We start from the raw sequence: 19491 nt of genomic DNA, 5'->3' as shown, positions 1-19491 counted from the left end.
ACACGATGTACGCCTCGCTGTTTGATAAATTCATCGACTGGCGTTGTTGATAAAATAACCGGGTTGAATGACATGCTATAATGATTTTGTTGCATACGCCTCTGCTCAAAAGCTGATCTAAGCTTGATGCACCTCTTCTTAAGGATTTGGCATGCTTCAACAAGCAGATATCGAGAATAATCAACAAGCGAACAATGTCATTGTGCTCTATCGCGAGATGGCATGGCTGTCGCTGGTGATCAATCAGGTCATTTGCAGCTATCTTAAACAAGAGGGGCATGAACGTCACTGGCTGGATATTCCGCCACCGGAACTGGCAAAAGGCACGCCTTATGCCAATCTGATTATTGACTGGCAACTCTCTATTTATGACCGTCTGGCCCTGGCGCTTGCCATGGCGTCCAGCGTGAAACCCGATACCCTTGATATTTTCTTTGGCCTTAACCGCATTATTGATCGCCCTTTTACTGAATTTGGTGGTGTCAGTGACAAAGCTTTTAGCGGTTTTATTCCGACGGGGCAAACACTCAACTTTCTTATCAGTGCCAATAACCCCGACTGGCGCGTCTACGTCCACGCCATTTTTTCAAACAAACATCGTTTGATGGCAGAGCAGGTCACTCAACTTTTATCTGTCGATGAAGGCGTGCCCAAATGGGCGGGCATTTATCGATTAAACGAAGAGTGGCTACACTATTTTATGACCGGTGAGCGGTTGCGCCCTGAGCTAAGTGCCAGCTTCCCGGCCCATTTACTGGAATCCCCACTGGAATGGAAAGATCTGGTACTGGATGCCAACGTAATGGCGCAAATTGAAGAGCTGCATGCCTGGCTCAACTATGGCCACACGCTTATGGATGAGTGGCAATTGGTGAAAAAGGTGAAGCCGGGTTATCGGGCCGTGTTCTTTGGCCCACCGGGTACGGGCAAAACCCTGACGGCGGCGCTACTGGGCAAAACAACCGGGCGAGATGTTTATCGCGTCGATCTTTCCATGGTGGTGTCAAAATACATTGGTGAAACGGAAAAAAACCTATCTCGTGTGTTTGAAGCCGCCAGTTATAAAGAGTGGATACTGTTTTTTGATGAAGGGGATGCTTTGTTTGGCAAACGCTCTGAAGTCAGCTCATCCAATGACCGGCATGCCAACCAACTGACGGGCTATTTATTGCAAAAGATAGAGGATTTTCCCGGCACGGTGATCATTGCTACCAACTTAAAAACCAATATGGATGAAGCGTTTACCCGACGTTTTCAGAGTATGGTGCAATTTACCATCCCTGGGCCGAAAGAGCGCTTACAGTTATGGCAAAACGCCTTTCATGGCGTGTGTGAACTCGCTGAAGATGTCAATTTATCCGCTATTGCCGATCGCTATGAAGTGGCCGGTGGGCAAATCATTAACGTGCTGCGCCAATGTGCATTAACGGCTATTCAACGGGATGAACGCGTAGTTAATCAGGACGACATTATTGCCAGTATTCGTCAGGAATTTAGAAAAGATAACAAAATGTTTTTTGAGTGAATGTAGCGGCGTGACATAAGCGGAAAGGGTGATCCCGATTTGATATAGCACGATTGAGAAAGAGGACAGCTTGTGATGTTTTCAAAACAAACGGCACGACATCCATCTACCCGACAGGCGGTTTCGCAGCGTAAAGCCAGCCTTGCTACGACGGCACTGGAGGACAATCGCAATGAGCCCGTGCAAAGACAGCCCAATAAAACCGGCCTGCCCGATAACCTGAAAAGTGGTATGGAAAATATCAGTGGCATGAGTCTGGATCATGTCCGGGTGCATTATAACTCTTCAAAACCCGCTGCCGTTCAGGCGCATGCCTACGCACAGGGCAGCGATATACACCTTGGTGCCGGGCAGGAAAAGCATTTGCCTCATGAGCTGGGGCACGTAGTGCAACAGGCGCAGGGGCGCGTTGCCCCAACCACCTCGGTTGCCGGAATGGCAGTCAATGATCATCCGGCGTTAGAGCTTGAGGCTGATGTGTTGGGCGCTAAAGCGTTGCGGGGCGTTTAGGCTGCTGAGTGAGATAGCTATTTATATAAGTGATGAAATAATAATGGGTTGGGTATTAAAGAATTACGTCCAAATAAATATAGCCTGTAAAATCCGATAAAAAAAGGTTGAGATATGTATAAACAAGTAGGAAAATCGGATAGGAATAAAAATAAATCCTTTGCGAATTCTGTTTCTCAGAAGAAAGGTAATGGGAGGAAAAGTCTTGGGTTTATAGATAATCGGCCAGAGATTATTACCGAAAAAAATAAACTGGGGGCGATGAATGAGAGCCCTCAAGTTTTACAGCAAGGCTCCTCCGTGAATAGACCTTCGCCCTTTGTTATCACTCAAGGGACGATGCCAAGCTCTATCAATAAAGGGGGTGAAGTTGTAAAGCAGCTTATATGCATTGAAAAAAAAACGTGGAAAAAAGTGAGTGATGACAATTTTTTTCCTGATACCCATATTTTTACTGAAAACTTCGATACGGTGGAAGAATATAAGGAATTGATAGCAAATTATAAACATAATTTGGGCGGCGCCTTGGTTGACGAAATCCAAAAAGAGTGTGAAACCAGATACGTCGAAGCACAAGAGCAGCACTGGTATCAAACGGCAAAATATTTAGGGTTTGATGTAGAAGGCATAATCACAGAGAAAGATTTCGACATCTCTAATTCAAAGTGGAGCAGGACGTTGGTTGAGGACGAACTTTTCTTTCATGGGACCAGACGTACCCCAAAAGAGACACTGGGATCCTTAGATGAGGGAACTCTGGGAACCGGTTTTGTCGCTGAAGATTTACGAGATGAACGTGCTAAGAAAAGCCTGACTGTCCCACCGGTGAAATGGCGGACAACCTTTGATGACATTAACTTAAAATCAGCGGTATGTCTGGCAAAGGATGTGAGAGGAAGTGCATTTTTCCCGTTGACGGGTGAGGTGACAGATGAACAACGACGACTGGATGATCACAAGCCGATTTATCTCTATGCGATTCGTGTTAAGGCGGGAGCTCAGGTAGTTAATACCTATGGTGCTCAAAGTAGTCTGGAGGAGTTCGAAAGAACACAAGAAGAAGGTACTGTATCCGATTATGACCGCTTGACGTATGATCCTGGGTATGAAATTGAAGAAGGTGAAAATGCAGATTGTCGTTGGCAATTTCAAGAGCATGCTGTGTCCGAAGTGACCCCCGATCAAATAGTAGGTGTTTGGAGCGTTGAGCGAACACGCTTTATTGAAACCAATTTAGAAGGAGGCGAACGCGCTGGCGTAAGGTTTAGAATTCATGAAGAAAGTCAGTTTGATCCTATCGTCAGGCCAAGCGTGGGAAGTGAAAAAGTGGCCAAAAAAGCTAAGGAAATTGTATCCCAATATCAACAGTTTTATCCGACCAATCCTCAAGATTATCTTTCGTATATGGGGATTGTCAGGGATATGGCTAAAGCTGGATCGAAACCAACTAGTTTTCAAGAGGCGCGTTCTGCTGTAAAACCCGTTATTCCTGATGTTACAAATATAAAATCCCCCGGAAAACGAGAAGACGACCAATTCATTTGGTAATGGCCTACTATTTCCGAAACAATCGCCCGTGGGTTATATAAAAAAAGAAGAAATTAGTTTTTGCACACATTAACTAAGGTGTTAAATGTGAGCGAGTAAAATAAACGAGCTTGCATAAAAAGAGGTCTTATATAATAAAAAATCAATAAGGGTCCAGATATGTATTTAGAGACAGTGAAATCAAAAGAGAATAAAAGTAGAGCAGTTTATTCTTCAGTAACACAGAAGAAGAGTAATAAAAATCAGGGTGTTGGTTTTGTGGATAATCGATCTGAAGTTATTGAGCAAAGAAAAATCCAAGAGCATAATAGTTCTAACCTTCAGGATCGAGATTTATTATTGGATAGATTAATATTTCATAAAAACCTGGCTGAGCAGCCAAGCAAAAAAGTACAGGTCCCCTTCGCCAATATTAATACCATCCAAAAAACTGCTCTGAACGTTTCTGATGACATCAAAAATAACAAATATCCCTCCCTGAAAGACTGGTACTCCCAGCTACAGAATGCCGTAGATGGCGGTGGGGTCACTATGGCTCTCAAAACTGTTGTTGGAAATATTATTGAGACCGTCAATACCCATGACATAAATATACAAAGAGCAGTCTACAACGATCTGATAAAACTTCTAGGACGATACAATAATCATAACAATGTGTACCCTATCGATCTTCGCATCGTTCCTATCCTCCCTGCTCGCGAAATCCAAGCTACGTCTAAATATCTTGGTTACCCAGACTCTCCCAGTCATAACAGTATGACCCAGGAAGAAGCATCGCTTAGTTTTTTTCAGCTCTTCGAGAAAGCGCCAACAATAACCTTACAGGATCAACAAGGCAGAGACCAAACCATTCCTGTTCTGGACAGCTTCGCCAAAGCAGGCAGTGCTATTCGCTACCAACAATACGCTAAGGAAAAAATTGATCCTATCCCCTTTAGTGTCCAACAAGGAGATATCCACACTCTTTTTGAATATCGATATGACTACGTAGCAAACCCACTCAGGCCAGCCGAAGACGCCTATAGACGAGATGGTCAAATTGGGTCTTGGGCTGATATCATAAAACTTATCGATAGCACCACAACCATCCAGGATATAATCAATATAATAAATAATGACGTTACGACTCAAGCAACTCAAATACAGCTTGAAGCTGCAGGCGCTATGATCGCTGATAATAAACAAGGTATAAAAAACTGGATCACTGTTATGAAAAACATTCCAGGGGACACTTTAATTAAAAACTTACCAGATACAGAGTACAAGGAGTTTATAAATAGTCGTTCGTACAAAACGGCTAATCCATTCACAGGCTCAGAAACATCACTCAAAATGACGGGCGAGGGGACATAAATTTTGATACATAGGGAGTAATCCATTCTAGATGATTGGTCTGGGCAAGCGCCACAGTCCGACTCAATGTATGGTTTGGTATTATTCAATGCCATTGGTACGGAATAATACCAAACTGTAATCCATGATTATCTTACAGCCAAAATGTAGCACTTAAGGCTTATCCCCCTCTTTCCTCACCATTCGTACCGCAAATAATATCCATCCCATCACTACGATAAAAATGAACAAAATAGGCACTTTATAACTATCAAACAAGGGATCGGCCACAAACACCAGCATTAACCCGCTGATAGATAGCGACGTCAGTGCCACAAAGGGGATGCCGCTCAAATGCTTTCTTAGTGGGAAACACCAGATACAAGCAGCCAAAAAGACGAGAATGAGCACGAACGATACAAATAAACCCGCTCTTAGTTCCCAGCGATAAACACAGATCCAATTTAGCAGGTTATTGATGTTGTTTATCATCTGATTAATCGGTTTAGGGTACTGCGGGGCCTGCTGGAAGAATGTATCATCAATCAGCGTCTCATTTTCTGCGCTTAGTGGCAGCGGCCAATAGGCTGCGCCCAAAAAGCTCCAGCTCGAAAAGTTAACCAGTTGATTCAGCACCGACTTTTGATTGCGATTGTCTTCGGTTATCAGTACGGGAACCAGTTGCTTGTACACCCGTTGCACGTCGGCCTGATCCGGCTGTTCGCTGAGCCATTTCTGTAATTGCTTTAATTGAGTCAGTTCATCTTTCGCCCCATCGCTATTTTCCGGTGAGCCAGGTCGGACGAGCAGTAGATCGATATTTTTGGATAATTCATTGATACTCCTGAAACTATAAAAATCATCTTCACGCTTTATGATGCCTTTTACCGGAACAATCACATTCACATAATACCGATCATCGTCTGCCTCAGAGGCGTTGAGTGCGTTGATACCAGACTGATGTTGATAGCTTTGACGCAAGGCAGCTTTAACCTTCTGTAGGAATGATAAAAAGGCCTGCTGACTTTGTTGAGTGTCTAAGACCGAAAGGTCTATATCAAAGGTAATGCCGTCTGCAATGGGCAGTACGGTTGCAAATCCAAGACTGATCCACTGCTGCACATTATTAATGAAATACTTGTCCATGGGGATCGTCACGGATGCAACAAGGCGCTGTGCCATGTCGTCAGTAAACAGCGCGATCAGTTGGTCTTGGGTGAGATCTCGTGGCGTCGTCACCACCAGATCGAGCTTGGTGCGATAGCGGTGGGTGGTCTGAATAAACTTGCTGTACGTAGGGTCGGCTGACCAGTTTTGTGGCAGTGCTAATGTATTGCCATTCTCGCCAGGTTTCATCACTGCGCCAACATAGCCAATGCGGTCCAAGCGACTAAAATCAATGGTTTGCCCTTTTTCGAGATGTTGCCAGTAAGGATAGAAACCATAAAAAGTGCCTATCGTAAAAATAGACTTGGTACTGTCCTGGCACCCGCAGTCCGGCGGGGCTTCCCAGTTTACAGGGACGGCGCGGATAGGGCTTTGACCTTTTTTGTATGCTAATTCAACAATGCTTTTGCCCTGCGTACTGGCTGGCGAAATTCCCAACGCGTTCATCGCCATTTGTAATAGATAGAGACTTGGAAAAACTTCATCCTGTAGTGGCGTAAGTGTTTTCAATTGATCTTTAGATAGCGAGGTAATATGCAGTTGCCCAATGGTTTGCTTCAGTGCATTAGGGTTCAGTTGCCACACTAACTGTGGTGCTGTCGTTTGAGTGTCACTTTGTGTGCTGGTTTCAATCACCTGCTTTGATGTACTAGAGGCATGGTTATTGTCGGTAGGGTTATCAGCGGTATTTAGTTTCTCTGCATCGACACTATTCGCTTCGCCATCCATGATTTGGCTCGTGCTCGTGCTCGTGCTCGTGCTCGTGCTTGTGGTAGCACTTGTACTAGGTTGAGGGGGCTCTATCGTGTAAGAGTCAATTAAGTTGTCGATATTAATGGGCTGTGCAATCGGAATATCAAGTTGGGTGAGTGAATCAATCAGTTGGGTAAATAAATCGCTGAGCTGGTTATAAAGTTGGCTGCGTTGGTCGAATTGCTGCTTTTCTAACTTCTTAAAGGTTGCCACTACGGTCTGTAGCTGCGTCAGGGTGGTGAAGTCTTTTTCTGTCAATTGGTAATAGTAGGGAGATCTATCACTAGCGGTTTTTTCAGGCGCCGTAGGCTCTGTGGGTTTCGGTGTATCAGAACCTTTACCGGGTTTTGATGCGCTAAGCCCGAGTTTTATTTCAATCTCTGCTGAGGTTAAATGAAGCAACTCCGGGGGGGGTATCGTCGGGCGCCACGTCGGGAAAAGTGTATTACGCTCAGCAGCGCGATTTAACGCAATCATTAAAGATTCAACAAAAATCGGGTGTTGGTCGTTGGATGAGATAGGGGCGGTGAACGCAAATTCACCACAGAAGTAATCCAGCCAGTAGCGAGTTGCAGGGCCAACAATACCATCGTTCAGCAGCTGGCCTCTTTTCAACTGGGCCTGGAAATTGTTGTCATTCTGGTACAAAACAGCAAGCTGAGTTTGTATCTCTCTCCCGAAATTGCGTTTATCACTCGCTGTTAGCTGTTGACTGCATGTTTTAAACGGCTGGGCGCTATCGGCCGGGCTGTTTTGTGCCGCGTAACCAAATGCAGGAATAGCGCAAAGTGCGCCGCCGCACAATAACCAGCAGGCTACATGTTTGGCAAAGCGCGGTGCCAGCTTAAGAATATGTGATAACAGACTGAAACCAGGGTTTATCATTGTTTTTATCCTCAGCGCCATGAAACAAAGAGGGGAATATCCATCCATGGGTATTTAATGGTCTGAAAGCTCCACGGCAATTGGTCGAGTAGCATGTCAAAGGTGCCAGGGATGATATTTAGCTGCCAATGTTGGGGGGTGAAGGTGAGCACGCCTTCACGTTGAATGAAAGTGGATTGCAGCCCGCTGATGGAGGTTTTTCCCAGAATTCGCCAGTGGGCAATAATGGCCGTAAGCAAACCTTCGATGAGTGTTTCGGCCCCTGCCGGTAATGCAACCTGCTGAGGAATGGCCGTAGAGGGCGCAATACCGCAGAGCACTTTGTTCAGCAACAGTTGATATTCTGGCGCGCTGTTGGTGCTATTCGTCATCCATTGCAGGCAGAACAGCGCTTGCAGTTGTGCCTGGGTATCAACAAAGTTGCGCCCGTCGGTCAGCGCGAGCCGCTGAAATAACATTGGGATATAGGCTGAGGCGATAACTAATCCCGCATTGTGAATGATGACGGGTTCAGCCACTGCTTCTGCGTTATTCTGCGGTTTTTCCCATGAGATCTCCGCGTTTTTCTTCACGTCCTTATCTGTCATATCAATGGCCTCAATAAGTTGTTTAATTTCCGGTTGCTGGAGATTCAGGTGTGCCGCCCACGGTGTTTTTCCCGATGGACTTTGTTCGCACTGGCTTGCGATCTGTACTAACGTTTTTTGCTGTGACGTAGAGGATATGAGCGGCAGTAACCGCCCAATCAGCGCGGCAACCGACGTATCGTCAGATGCTTTGTCCTGATGCGCGTGAGCACGCCATAATTGATTTAACTCGATGAGAACAGCATGCATGAACTGGTCGCTGGTCATGGCGATCCCTTTAAGCCAATGCTGGCGATAAAGCGTTTGCCAAAACAGGAATTCGCCCTGTTTCGGCGATTCAAAGAGTTGGCAAAATGCCTGGCGTAATGCCAGCAATGCGAGGGTGGCGCTGGTGAGCGTTGGGAGCAAAATCGCTTGATGTGTTTCAGGCGATATCTCCACTAGCCAACGCTGCATATGGCGCGGATTTGCCAGACTACGCTGTAGCCATTGCCGTAGTGAATGCGGCGGTGAGCGTTGCGATAACCCTGTCAACAAGCCCTGCTCCGGTGCGGGACTTTTACCTTCCAACCACAGCTGTAATCCTTCAAGTAGCACTTCCTCGGGCAGAAGACTAGCAAACCACCGTCTGCGTTCCGCCAGAGGCTCATGAGTATCGTTACTGCTGAGGATGAATTGCTGCAACTGGTGGTAGTGCGTACTTTCAGACGACGCATGGTACTTGTTCATCTGACGTAACAGCCGTTGAAGCCATTGCTCTGGCGTGGCGGGGCATTCATGGCTGAGGAGCAGTGGGTAAAACCAGTGAAAGGCTAATGTAAATTGCTGGACGATCGCCAGCAGCAAAGGGAGCATCGCGAGTGTACGCTCACTGAGTTGCGGCTGCATGATACGTATCAGGCGCGTTAGCTGTGGGATATTCCATGTTTGTAGCTGTGTTGCTATTGCACTGGCATTGATTGCGGCATAGTGCTGTAAAATCGTACGTTGCTGCTGACTTATGACCAATACGTGGACATCGGACTGAATATTTGCGAGCAACTGAGGCGCCTTGATGAGGGGCCGTTTCTGATGTTCGACAAGGTCAACCAACTGCTGGCGCCATAAAAAGCCGCTATCGCTCAGGTTTAACCATTCGTGAATTAATACTTCAACGTTAATCTGGTAGCGGGCAGAAAGTTGTTCAGTGACATTCAGTAAATATTGATATTGATTAAATTCACTCCCTCGGCGGCTCATTAGGTAGTGTAGCGTCAGTTCCCATAAGGCATTTCTGGTATTACTCATATTAAGCGGATTTAACGCGTGGCTTATGGCTATTCCGATGGTTTGACTCTCGCGAATAATAGCCTGTACGGTCTCTGTGGCAGGCGAATTGATGATAGTGGTTAATGTGAATAATGCGGAATCATCAAAATTGGCCACCCAGCGCTTTACTACGGAAAGTGAGCGCCCCGCACTGAAAATGAGCAGTGGCAGCCGTTTCCCATGGTCGCGCTGCCATTGATGAATGTGGCTGTTCCATTGAGTTTGATTGGCACTTTGCAGCGTTGTGATGATGTCTTCGATGTCAGCCAACTGCGTCAAAGAGAGGCCATTTATCAACGACGGTGAGAGTGGCGACTGGAAGTGAGAAGGCGATGGTTCATCACCTTGAACGGCATTTCCCGGGAGCCTGGACGGATCGAGTTCTTTCAGAAGGCTGCTCATCGGGATGCCAGACAGGGAAAAGTCACCGGTATTGATAACGCTATTTCTCAGTGCTTCCAATTGGTCGGTATAAGAGATATTGCGCCAGGCTGCCATCTGCTGGATTAAATAACAGAGGTAGCTTTTTGGGTTAAACGCGCCGCCGCTTTCCACAATGAGAAACGCAAAAGTGAATTTCCATAAACTCGTCACTGTTGCGCGCTCGGTGGCCCCGGCACGCTGGGTGGCAAACAGAGGATGTTTCACCATCAGGAGTCGTAATAAAGGGGATGCAAGCGGTTCCAGCACGTCGGCCAGCGCTAATAAGGTTGTATCAGAATACGTTTCGGACCAATGGCGGCGCACATACTCCAGTTGGCCGCACCAGCGCAATAAGGCGGCAAACGGCTGCGAAAGTGGTGGCCAATACAGCCTGAGCTGATGTTCCTGGCCTGAACAGAGCGCCATAACCAGTTCGTTAATATGGCGTAATGGGGCTGCGCTGATTAGCCGGTTTGCCTCATCAGGGTCTGTCTGGGGAGCCGTGGTAGCGGGTAAGTGTGTTTCAGCGATCTCCGGTTTATCAGGTGCGCTTAAAAGCGCAGGCGGAACAATAATGGGCTCGATGGTGTGGAGTAAATCCAATAATTGCCCTTGTAGCACGCTGTCGATGGTGGTGCTGTCAAGCGTCGCAATTAACGACGCCAGCAGCGTATCTGCCTTTTGGTTTTGCGAATTTGCCATCTGGACCACCAGGCCAGACATATAGCTTTGGCGGTTGAACGCACTGCCACGATCGATTAGCAGGTATTGGAGCGTAAAAAGCCACAAATGCTGGTGGATTTGCGATGGGGGCAATATCGCGGCGGATTTTTCAGGGCTTGATGCCTGTGTAGCGTGAACGTCGCGCGAGGTTAAATCGGCGCGGTTTTTTACCTGCCACCAGTCTGGTACGCGCAGAATAGCGGTCAAAAATGGATATTCCTGCGGTGTTAATACGCTAAGCAGCAGCAGGCGCTCAGCTTCCGTTAAATCACGCACCAAAGCCCAGGGGAGCTGGCTATCGGTGTGCCGCTGATAGAGGGCTTTTATCAGCTGTGGCGCAAACTGGTAAATCAGCTTTTCCCAATCGGGACGGAGCGGAGCCAGGTTGTGTTGCGCTAATAGCTGCGCGAAGCGGGCAAACCACGCCAGTGCCAGTCGGTCAGCGATTTCTCCCTGGCGGCCTTTAGGATGCGTTAATAAAAGTGACATCATTTCCCATTGCTGCGAAGGCGCTAACGACGGAAACAATGCTGCAATGTGGCTGACGGGAAATTGCTCAACGATCCGTCGTAATAGGTGCTCAGGCTGGTGGATATTATTGAGTGCCTCAACCAACTGGGTGGAATGTTCGGTCAGCATGTCAGACAGACCCAGTGATTCCAGCGGCTGTTCGCCGGGCACCGACCACGGGAGCGCACCGGTGCTGAGAAATTGCCAGAGTATGTTCCAGCGCTGTTGTTGCTGGCTTCGCACCTGCATGCTATTGGGGTTAGCCGAATGCGTGGATGGCCGTGCCTGTCCGGCTAGGTGCAACTGTGAACGCAGCGTTGTCTGGAGCACGTGTTTGAGTTTTTCTGGTGCTTGTTGGTAAAACATCCTTGCATTGATCTCACCGAGATCGAGCGTCAGCGTATCGATAACCAGGGTTTGATGCTCAGGACAGACCTCATCAAATACCGTTTCCATCACGGGGATAAAGTGCTGAACAACCCACTGCGCGGCGCGCGATTCAAAGGTCTCTGCATCAGCAAACCCGGTGAAATCAAATTCGAGACTAATGTGATTAATTTTGTGGAATTGGCTCATAGGCTCAACGCCTCATCTGTCTCATTGCGCGACCGCTGAATAAACTGGTAAAGCTGTTGAGCGATGGCATCGCACTCAGGCTGATCTTCTTTGCGCTGTAGCGCGTTGGATTTTGCGTGCCGCCATTGGCTATACAACGTTTCGAATTGGCCAAAAGCAGCGAAATCCAACCATAGGCACTGCGTCAGCAGGTGAGCCGGACTGTTTTCAATGATGAGTTGTTCTGCATGCTCCCGAAACCTGGGGTTACTAAAGCGAGCGGTGTAGCCCGGCAACACCAGAGTGACCCGGTTGGCATAGTCGCTAGCGTCTCCAGTACGCAGTAAAATGGGTTCGACGACATAAAGCCCTTCACTGCTTTGATTCAGCTCAATTAGCCAGCGTTGCAACTGATGGCAGAGTTGGGTGAGTGCCTGTTTGTCAGAATGGCTGGCAATATAAAGCCCCTCTTGGGTGCCTTCGATCCCAGTATTAAAAAACAGCAGATAATCATCATGCTCTGCGCGGGGCAGCAGGCGGTATCTGCGGTTATCAATACCAAACTGCAACAGCACATCAGGCAGCGTTCGCCCGTGGAAGAGGGAGGTGGCTAATAGGGTGTGCTCAATATCATCTTCATTCGGGTATTCGACTAAGCGGTTATCGGCTAAAGGCAGCAGGCTCGCCTTCGCTTCGGGGCTGAGTGACCACAACACAGTTTTGCCCGTATCGCTGGGGAAGTAGAATGAGTCTGGCACCAGGTTCAGTGAGTACCGGGCAATAGCCTGCGTATAACTCCCCTGGGAAGAGGCCAGTGGGAATAGCCCTAGAAGCAGCGAAAGACGCTGGCGGTATCCACCCTGATGTTCAGGCTGAAGCAAATTATCACCAATACCCCGGCCATTGGTCATCGTAACGATATTCAGGATAAAAACTTGTTTGTATTTCAGAAGCTGTTTTTCTAATGTTTGGGCAGAAAAATACGGATTGAACTGGCGATGTAACCACTCCGGGAACCGTTCGCTATAAAGGGCTAGCAAATAGTTAAAGATGCGATTTTTCCGCTCAGGATAATCATCAAGCTGAGCTCGCAACTGGTCCAGACGCGTGCTCGCATCATGCGGGTAATGTTTGCCGATATTATAAAACTCATCATCGTGTAACCGATGCGCATGGTAGGTGGCCTCAGTAGTTAATGAGAGCGAGAACAGCGAGTTCAACCCGGCAACGTCGTCACAAAAATTAGCCATTAGTTGGTCGAACAGCAGTAAGTAGCTGCGAAGCTGATGTCGTTGAGCCTGCTGCTGCGCATGGTATTGATTCGGCATCCCAGGCGCTAAATGATAGTTCCTGGGAAACAGCGTTTGAATGGATTCATAGCGGCTGAACTCAAAATATCGGCCAACGGGCAGCGCGGGGGGCGTGACCGTTTTGAGCTGGGCAAAACGTTGCTGGTATTGGATCTGCTCTATTTGAATGGCGAGATTGGCGTAGTCGAGGTTAACCGGGTGCTGAAACTGGATTATCTCGATGTCTGAATGCGCGGAGGGTCGCGGAAGCGTCAAATAAGAAAAAGGGGCGATATTATCAATCGGGGTTGGCTCTTCGTCACCCATGTTGCTACTGTGCTGGCTAAATTCTAGCCGATCAATTTGTAGGATTCCGTCTTCAGCGAGCAGTGATTCTTTAATCACAGTCGCAGGCATGTTTTGCGTATTTGCTTCAAGCCAAAGGCCAATCCGGTGGTAGATCTTGGCAGCTAGCCAGGTGACATCCGCGATATCGTCACTGATATGAATGACGGCGGTGAGCGTCAGCGGGTGTTGTCCGGTCAATTCAATGGCGGATAAATCTTCCCCAATCGCCCGAACCTGATAAAACTCATGGCGAATGCGCTGAATGGCGGCATGTTGCTGCGTATAGACCGAACGTTGGCTAGCTACCGGACCCTGCTGGCTTAACGCGTAAAAATGGTTGAGCTGTACATTAAGGGTGTAAATACCCAACTGCGGGGCATCTTCACTCCAGCGTAACCAGACTTTCTCGAGCTCAGGAAGCCGGGCTAATAACCACGTCTCATATTCTTCAGGCTGCTGCGGGTATGCCGGGATGATGTCTTGCGCTAACGCTAATCCATGAGCCCGGTAATCAATGTTCCCAGAGGGCTCGCTGAGATAGTCGGTTACCTCAAACTCACAGCGGTAGATCAGGTCGGTCAGGGCGTAGCACACCTGCTCCAGGATAGTCATGCCCGGATCGTGCGTATTGTAATCAGTCCAGAGATGACCACTTAGCTGCTGGATGTACGTCAGGCCAAGCTGATAAAGATGTTCAAAACTATTCGGATTATCATTATGGCGTTTTTTCGAAATAGTCTTAGACATTATTGAATTTACTCCCCCATTACTTTGTGCTGGCATTGCTGCATAAAGGGGTCATGCCATAATTGTGTAATATGGTATTGGATGGTTTGGTCTTTTCCAAATGGCGTATTGGTGCGAATTTGCAATGCGTAAGGGCGCACGGTGCCTCTGTGATTGTGTTGCCGCCAGCGCAGTTGTATTTTGTCTGCTGAAGAATGAAAAAATGCCTGAGTCATATGAATAGGGTTTTTATCTGCCCAGTGCCACCACCGTTTGTTGGGTGCGCAGGTATTAGTGGCGATGGCGTGCACAAGAGCATAGCGCCCGCTGTATCGGATGCCGATCCCCGCGACCACTTCGAACATATGGCACCCTTCGAGATCGGGAGTAATATCGTGCCATTCGCCATCAGCGGGGATGGGCGTATCAATCAACACGCCGCCCATTCTGCCTTGAGATGCGATGGTGCCATTGACGTCGAGGGTCTGCTGAGGCGTTGCGGTATTAATCCCTACATGTCCATTGGGCGTCATTGAGAGATTGGTGGACGGTACTGCTCCGGTATCCTCCGGGCTTTCTCCTGTGATATCTGCAATTGGGTTTGCGAAAATGTGTAGATTAATACTCTGAGGAGCAAATCCAACGTGCCACAGCGGGGTGTCGGGGCTATTTTGCTGGTAAAAGCTCAGCAAATGTTCCTGATCTAATGCTCTTAGCTGAAGTCCCGTTTCCGGTGGCTTGATAAACCCTTCATCACTCTGATTAACGCATGAGTCAATCAAGTCTGAAAAGTGTTCGGCTGACGGCATGGTCCCATGACGAAAATAATTCTTAAGCGTGCTTCGGTTACGTTTAGCCATTATTTTTTGCGCCTTTAGGGTTAGACGTTGTTGATGTGCTGACAATAAATTGTTCCCCGATAACCAGTTCGCCAATACCAACGGTAACGGGCCTGTGGGTAAGGTTATCGGGTGAAATTTGAATGTACTGATGCACTTCTGGAATCAACAAATACCATGGATAGGCTGCACGAATGGGTTGATTGGTTGTCGCGCTGTCCTGGAGCGTGTACTCCGTATCTTCATCAATGCTGATTTTCAGCGCGGAGAGTGCACTGACCTTAACGACGTTTTTTTGTCTGAGAATAAAGGCGCTGAGCTTCTCAAGTGATAAGCAGAATCCCAGCCCCGAGTTAAGACTGCCTGACTCCCAAGGGCATAATTGCGATTTGATAGCATATTCGAGTCTTCGTAATGCGGGGCCATGACTGACTCCCTCTTTTAACGTGACTTTGCACCTGATCTGGATTTTTTCGTAGCCAGGATGACGGACTTCTATTTGTACGTGCGGGCGAGACACGGCCAACAGGAAACGGCGAATAGCGAGAAGGTATGAAGAATCTAACTGCTTTGGCGAACAGAGCGAGTGATCGCAATGGGTATTGACTGGGGTCACGATGACCAATACGCGGCCGGGTTCCTGGGCATGAGAATGATAGCTGCGGGTAGGGAAACAGTGTACGGAACCCACCTCCGGGAAGTTTTCCAGAATAAGGTGCTCGTAATCCCACGGCGTTAACGCTTTGCCTTTGTGACGCAAGCTTTCACTGATCCGCATCTGGAAGTGTTTATCGCTTTCAGTTTCGGGGATTTTTATCATCGCATTAAGTTGCGCTATGGCGGCAAGATTCGCCTTTCGCGGTGTGCTTCGCCATGCAGAAAATGAGAGCGGGGTGACACCATCATCGGCAAGAGGCGCGCCTTTACCTGATACTTTTACGACGTGTGTTGCCACATGCAAACAGTCAGGATAGCGGTCAATCCCCTTATTGGTACTCACACGTAGCCAAAACAGACCCGACGGCATCACGGTGTGGTCCGTATTGATGTCATCCGGTAGATCTAAGGTGACAATACCGGTGGTGAGAAAGTTGAGGGTAGTGTCATGGATAATCTGGTGCGGGTTGAGTGCCTGCCATTCATTTTCCACCAGGTAATACCAGCGATATGCGGTAGATGGATAGGGCATTAGCAGTCGGGCGTTACCGTCAAACACAAAGAAAATATTTAAATACCCCGATAATTCAGTCGCAGTGATACCGATAAAGCAATGGCTATCCTCTTGGTAATTCGGGAAGAATCTCGGTCTGTGGAGCTGGAGAATTTGCTGCGGCGGATAAATGGCGTTTTCGCCAAAAGGGTGCAAGTGAACGATTTCACTCTGGCTGTGATTGTCGATGCTTAATAAATCAATGGTTGATTCCGCTGAATAGTCGATGGCAATGCGGGTGACTAACGGCGCATAGGGTTGATTAGGCAACGTTCTTTTATGCTTTTTGCTGACATTGTAAGTCAGTGTGTCACTCAGTAAGGGCGCATAATCTTTGTGGCCGAATGCCGGTTCCGGGCCTGTAAGCATTAGCTTAAAGAGACCGTTACGTAAGCCAGATTGGTTACTGTATGGCGTCTTTGGCCACGGGCGAGCCACTGGCGTGTAGCTGTTTCTCATTTTCGGAAAATGAAGATGTCTGTCATGGTGAAGGACGCCGCTGGCCGGCGTGAATAACGGTAAGAAAGTCGGGCCGAATTCAACCCACTGCCCATTATCGAGCACTGCTGCGCGCATTTGAAAACTGGCGTTGGTGTATTGGTAAGGATATTGAGCATAGTACTGCCTGAAGCCCTCTGAGCCCCGCGGCAGGTTCCCCCAATCGAGGTGCAACGACAATTGGCTAAGGGATTTTCGGGCAATCTCTTCGTTAGCAATAACCACATAGGCATCAAGATAAGGCTGAGAGCCAAATAGGAAGAAGGGCTGTGAGGAATCAACTTGTCCCTCGGGGGTAAATAATTGCATTTGGGTTACGCCGCTTACATGCGATGACATCGCCAGTTTTGATAATTCAAAATCGCGGAAAATCGCATACGGGAAGCAGTTACTTTTCCGCTTCAGCGTTATTTTTAGCGATGCACTCTGCGGGAGATGCGCATGGCGAGGGATGATGGACGCAAAACCGGTATCAACATGACATTTCACCCTAAATCCAATTTGACACTCATGGGCGGAGCAGGGGTAAATCTCCACGTTATCAAGCACCTCCCAACCATTTTCGGTTGAGGCTTCAAGGTGAAAAACGTCCTGAAAGAGTTGATAAAAAGCAGCCGTGAGGGAATGGCTGAGTAACTCTTTGATCGTCGTATAAGCAGTTGCTTCTTCCGCAAGAATGGGTTTCAAACGAGTGAGGATCTCCGCAATATCTGATTCGGCTAACCATGACACCGTGTAAAGACAGCGTCGGCTTACTATCTGACCGATGACACGAAAGAGAAGGTCCGTCTTTGAGAGGCCATATAACACCCCTTTATCCGGGGTTGAGCAGATAACCTGTAGCATTTGCAGATAAAACAACTTATAGGCTACCCAAACACGCTGTGACGGTCTGAGATGCCGAAACTGGTTGAGTTGATCCGGTGTTACCTCTTTTACCAGTTTGCTGGCGGTTATCTGGGCAGCCCAATCCTCCAACAGATAGGCATGCAGGGTGAGTAATTGTGTAAATATTCGCGTTAACGCTGCGCTGGCTTTATCATCATCATCCACCGCCAGCAATTCCTGAGCAACGATGCCCGAGCGCACCTCTTTGAGATGAATCACGATTTCGATACTGCGATTGCCTTGCTGCATCGAAAATAGGGGATCCGTGATAATCAGCCCCATCGGTTGCGTGCTGTCTTCGGTTTTATACTTGTTGTTGAATATATTAAAGTGCTGTTCTTTCGGGAAATCGTCCCCGGTCGCGCCAGCCGTTATCAGCAGGCGCTGTCCGCTGACTCCGCATACTAAGCCAGATTCCTTTTCGGGTGAAACTAGCGGGTCGCGCTGTAGAGTGAGGTTGAAGAGGTGAGAGACCTCGGCATCCGTGACTTCAATTGGATAACCGCTACGATAAATGATCGGGTTAAAATCAGGATCATCGCCAGGGCTAAATTCGGCACCTTGCTCAAATTGAATCGAATTGTTGGTTTGATTGTTTAATGAGAGTTTCAGGTACACCGAATTATCTGGCGTAGCTTTCTTACTTTGCTGTAGAACCTGCTGGTAATAAAATTGCAGATGTTTTTCCGTGAATTGATTAAGGCTTTGTTGAGCGCGTTCAAACAATTGCAGGAAGGCAAAATAAAGTGCCTGCTGCGGGTTATTTTCCTGATGCACTAAAGCGGCCTGCAATACCTGCTGGCTTTGCTGTTTTATCTGTTCAATGACATAGACTATTTTCGCGAAGCAGTGGCGCGTTTGTTCACTAAAGCTACTGTGCTGTAATACTGACGATGCGGTGTCTAGCGTTTGTTGATCAAGATTCCACAACGGATCAAGCGCTTGTACGTGATGGTGGAATTGCTCCGGTAAGCGGGTGATCATAAGGCTTAGCGGCAACGAGAGGTGATACTGATATTCATGCAGCAGGTAGTATTTAAACTGGTAAGCGGTCTCCGGGGTGCCCGGGAGGTGTTGATACCACTCCTGCAACCGTTTTAACAGGATGAGTAAAAACTCGACGGCCACGTTTCCACCGTGTGCCTGGGCTTGCTGGAATTGTTCTTGAATCTGTTTTGTATTACAGGTTGATATCGCGGCACAAACCACGATTTCACTTTTTTGAAATAAATTTCCCCAGTGACCATCGGCCTGATCCTGCAGGTTTTTGAAGGGCAATTGTTGGGCAAACTGGTGTGCCCAAACCACTAACTGCTCAAAGCTAAGCTCGTGTGGGTTAAATAGGGATGAATTTATCGCCTCATCCTGCCGCTGTTGCCGCGAGGTCATTATGCGATATCCCACTCGTTTGATAACGGTAGTAACTGAGGCGCTATCAACGTGCCTTCGCTTAAATAGAAGGGATAAACCATATTGCTACGCGTGTTGGTGGTGATAACGCTGTAGTCAATTTGAATAAGCAATTTCCCAGAAAAGGGTTCGGGTAAAAAATGGACATCCTCGACATTGATGCGCGATTCGAAAAATAAAATGGCATGGCGAATTTCAGAGGCTAGCTGGGTTAATACCGTCTGCGTGAGTTCTTCAAATACAAACTGATTAATTCGGCAGCCGAAATCGGGCGTCATAAGCCGCTCCCCAGGCGTGGTGGAGAGTAGAATCGTTAAGCTCTGTTCGATATCCTGTATATCAGAGCTCATGACAATCTGATGATTGGGTCCAGTAAAGCAGGGCGGAAATGCCCAGCCGGTTCCTAAAAATGCATTGTCGTTTGCCATAAATTTCACGCAATCCTCGTCGGCTGTGG

Annotated in this window: 10 protein-coding genes; 4 read left to right on the top strand and 6 right to left on the bottom strand. The window is 47.8% G+C overall.

Annotated features, from left to right (window positions below):
* Positions 1-151 precede the first annotated feature (151 nt).
* The 4 genes from J5069_RS04610 to J5069_RS04595 all read left to right on the top strand — a co-directional run bounded on the left by J5069_RS04610 (position 152) and on the right by J5069_RS04595 (position 4936).
* Positions 152-1525 (top strand): ATP-binding protein, encoded by a 1374-nt coding sequence (locus J5069_RS04610; RefSeq protein ID WP_264642739.1) that lies wholly within the window; start codon positions 152-154, stop codon positions 1523-1525.
* A 75-nt stretch (positions 1526-1600) separates the two neighbouring features.
* A complete protein-coding gene (locus tag J5069_RS04605) occupies positions 1601-2035 on the top strand; it encodes a DUF4157 domain-containing protein (protein WP_264642738.1) in 435 nt (144 codons plus the stop codon).
* Positions 2036-2149: 114 nt separating this feature from the next.
* The gene (locus J5069_RS04600; protein ID WP_264642737.1) at positions 2150-3583 is read left to right on the top strand and encodes a hypothetical protein; all 1434 of its coding nucleotides are present in this window, start codon (positions 2150-2152) and stop codon (positions 3581-3583) included.
* A gap of 159 nt (positions 3584-3742) precedes the next feature.
* The gene (locus tag J5069_RS04595) at positions 3743-4936 is read left to right on the top strand and encodes a hypothetical protein (RefSeq protein ID WP_264642736.1); all 1194 of its coding nucleotides are present in this window, start codon (positions 3743-3745) and stop codon (positions 4934-4936) included.
* Between the two features lie 153 nt (positions 4937-5089).
* Here J5069_RS04595 and J5069_RS04590 read toward each other — a convergent pair whose 3' ends face one another.
* From J5069_RS04590 to J5069_RS04565, 6 genes are read right to left on the bottom strand one after another with little or no spacing between them, the layout of a single operon-like run.
* Positions 5090-7720, bottom strand: a complete 2631-nt coding sequence (locus J5069_RS04590; RefSeq protein ID WP_264642735.1) for a hypothetical protein — start codon at positions 7718-7720, stop codon at positions 5090-5092.
* 11 nt (positions 7721-7731) lie between these two features.
* Entirely contained in the window at positions 7732-11847 is a 4116-nt protein-coding gene (locus J5069_RS04585; protein WP_264642734.1) for a contractile injection system tape measure protein, read from the bottom strand.
* Complete coding sequence (locus J5069_RS04580; RefSeq protein WP_264642733.1) at positions 11844-14246, bottom strand: hypothetical protein; 2403 nt, start codon at positions 14244-14246, stop codon at positions 11844-11846. Before J5069_RS04580 ends, J5069_RS04585 begins: the two co-directional genes overlap by 4 nt.
* Entirely contained in the window at positions 14219-15049 is an 831-nt protein-coding gene (locus J5069_RS04575; RefSeq protein ID WP_264627592.1) for a hypothetical protein, read from the bottom strand. The genes J5069_RS04580 and J5069_RS04575 overlap by 28 nt, the downstream gene beginning before the upstream one ends.
* Positions 15042-19013, bottom strand: a complete 3972-nt coding sequence (locus J5069_RS04570; protein ID WP_264642732.1) for a hypothetical protein — start codon at positions 19011-19013, stop codon at positions 15042-15044. The genes J5069_RS04575 and J5069_RS04570 overlap by 8 nt, the downstream gene beginning before the upstream one ends.
* Entirely contained in the window at positions 19013-19462 is a 450-nt protein-coding gene (locus J5069_RS04565) for a GPW/gp25 family protein (protein WP_264628031.1), read from the bottom strand. The genes J5069_RS04570 and J5069_RS04565 overlap by 1 nt, the downstream gene beginning before the upstream one ends.
* Positions 19463-19491 lie beyond the last annotated feature (29 nt).

The sequence above is a fragment of the Candidatus Symbiopectobacterium sp. NZEC127 genome, from assembly GCF_025962675.1.
Taxonomy (GTDB): domain Bacteria; phylum Pseudomonadota; class Gammaproteobacteria; order Enterobacterales; family Enterobacteriaceae; genus Symbiopectobacterium.
Note: the sequence above shows the minus strand (reverse complement) of the source record. Positions and strands in the feature narration are given on the sequence as shown.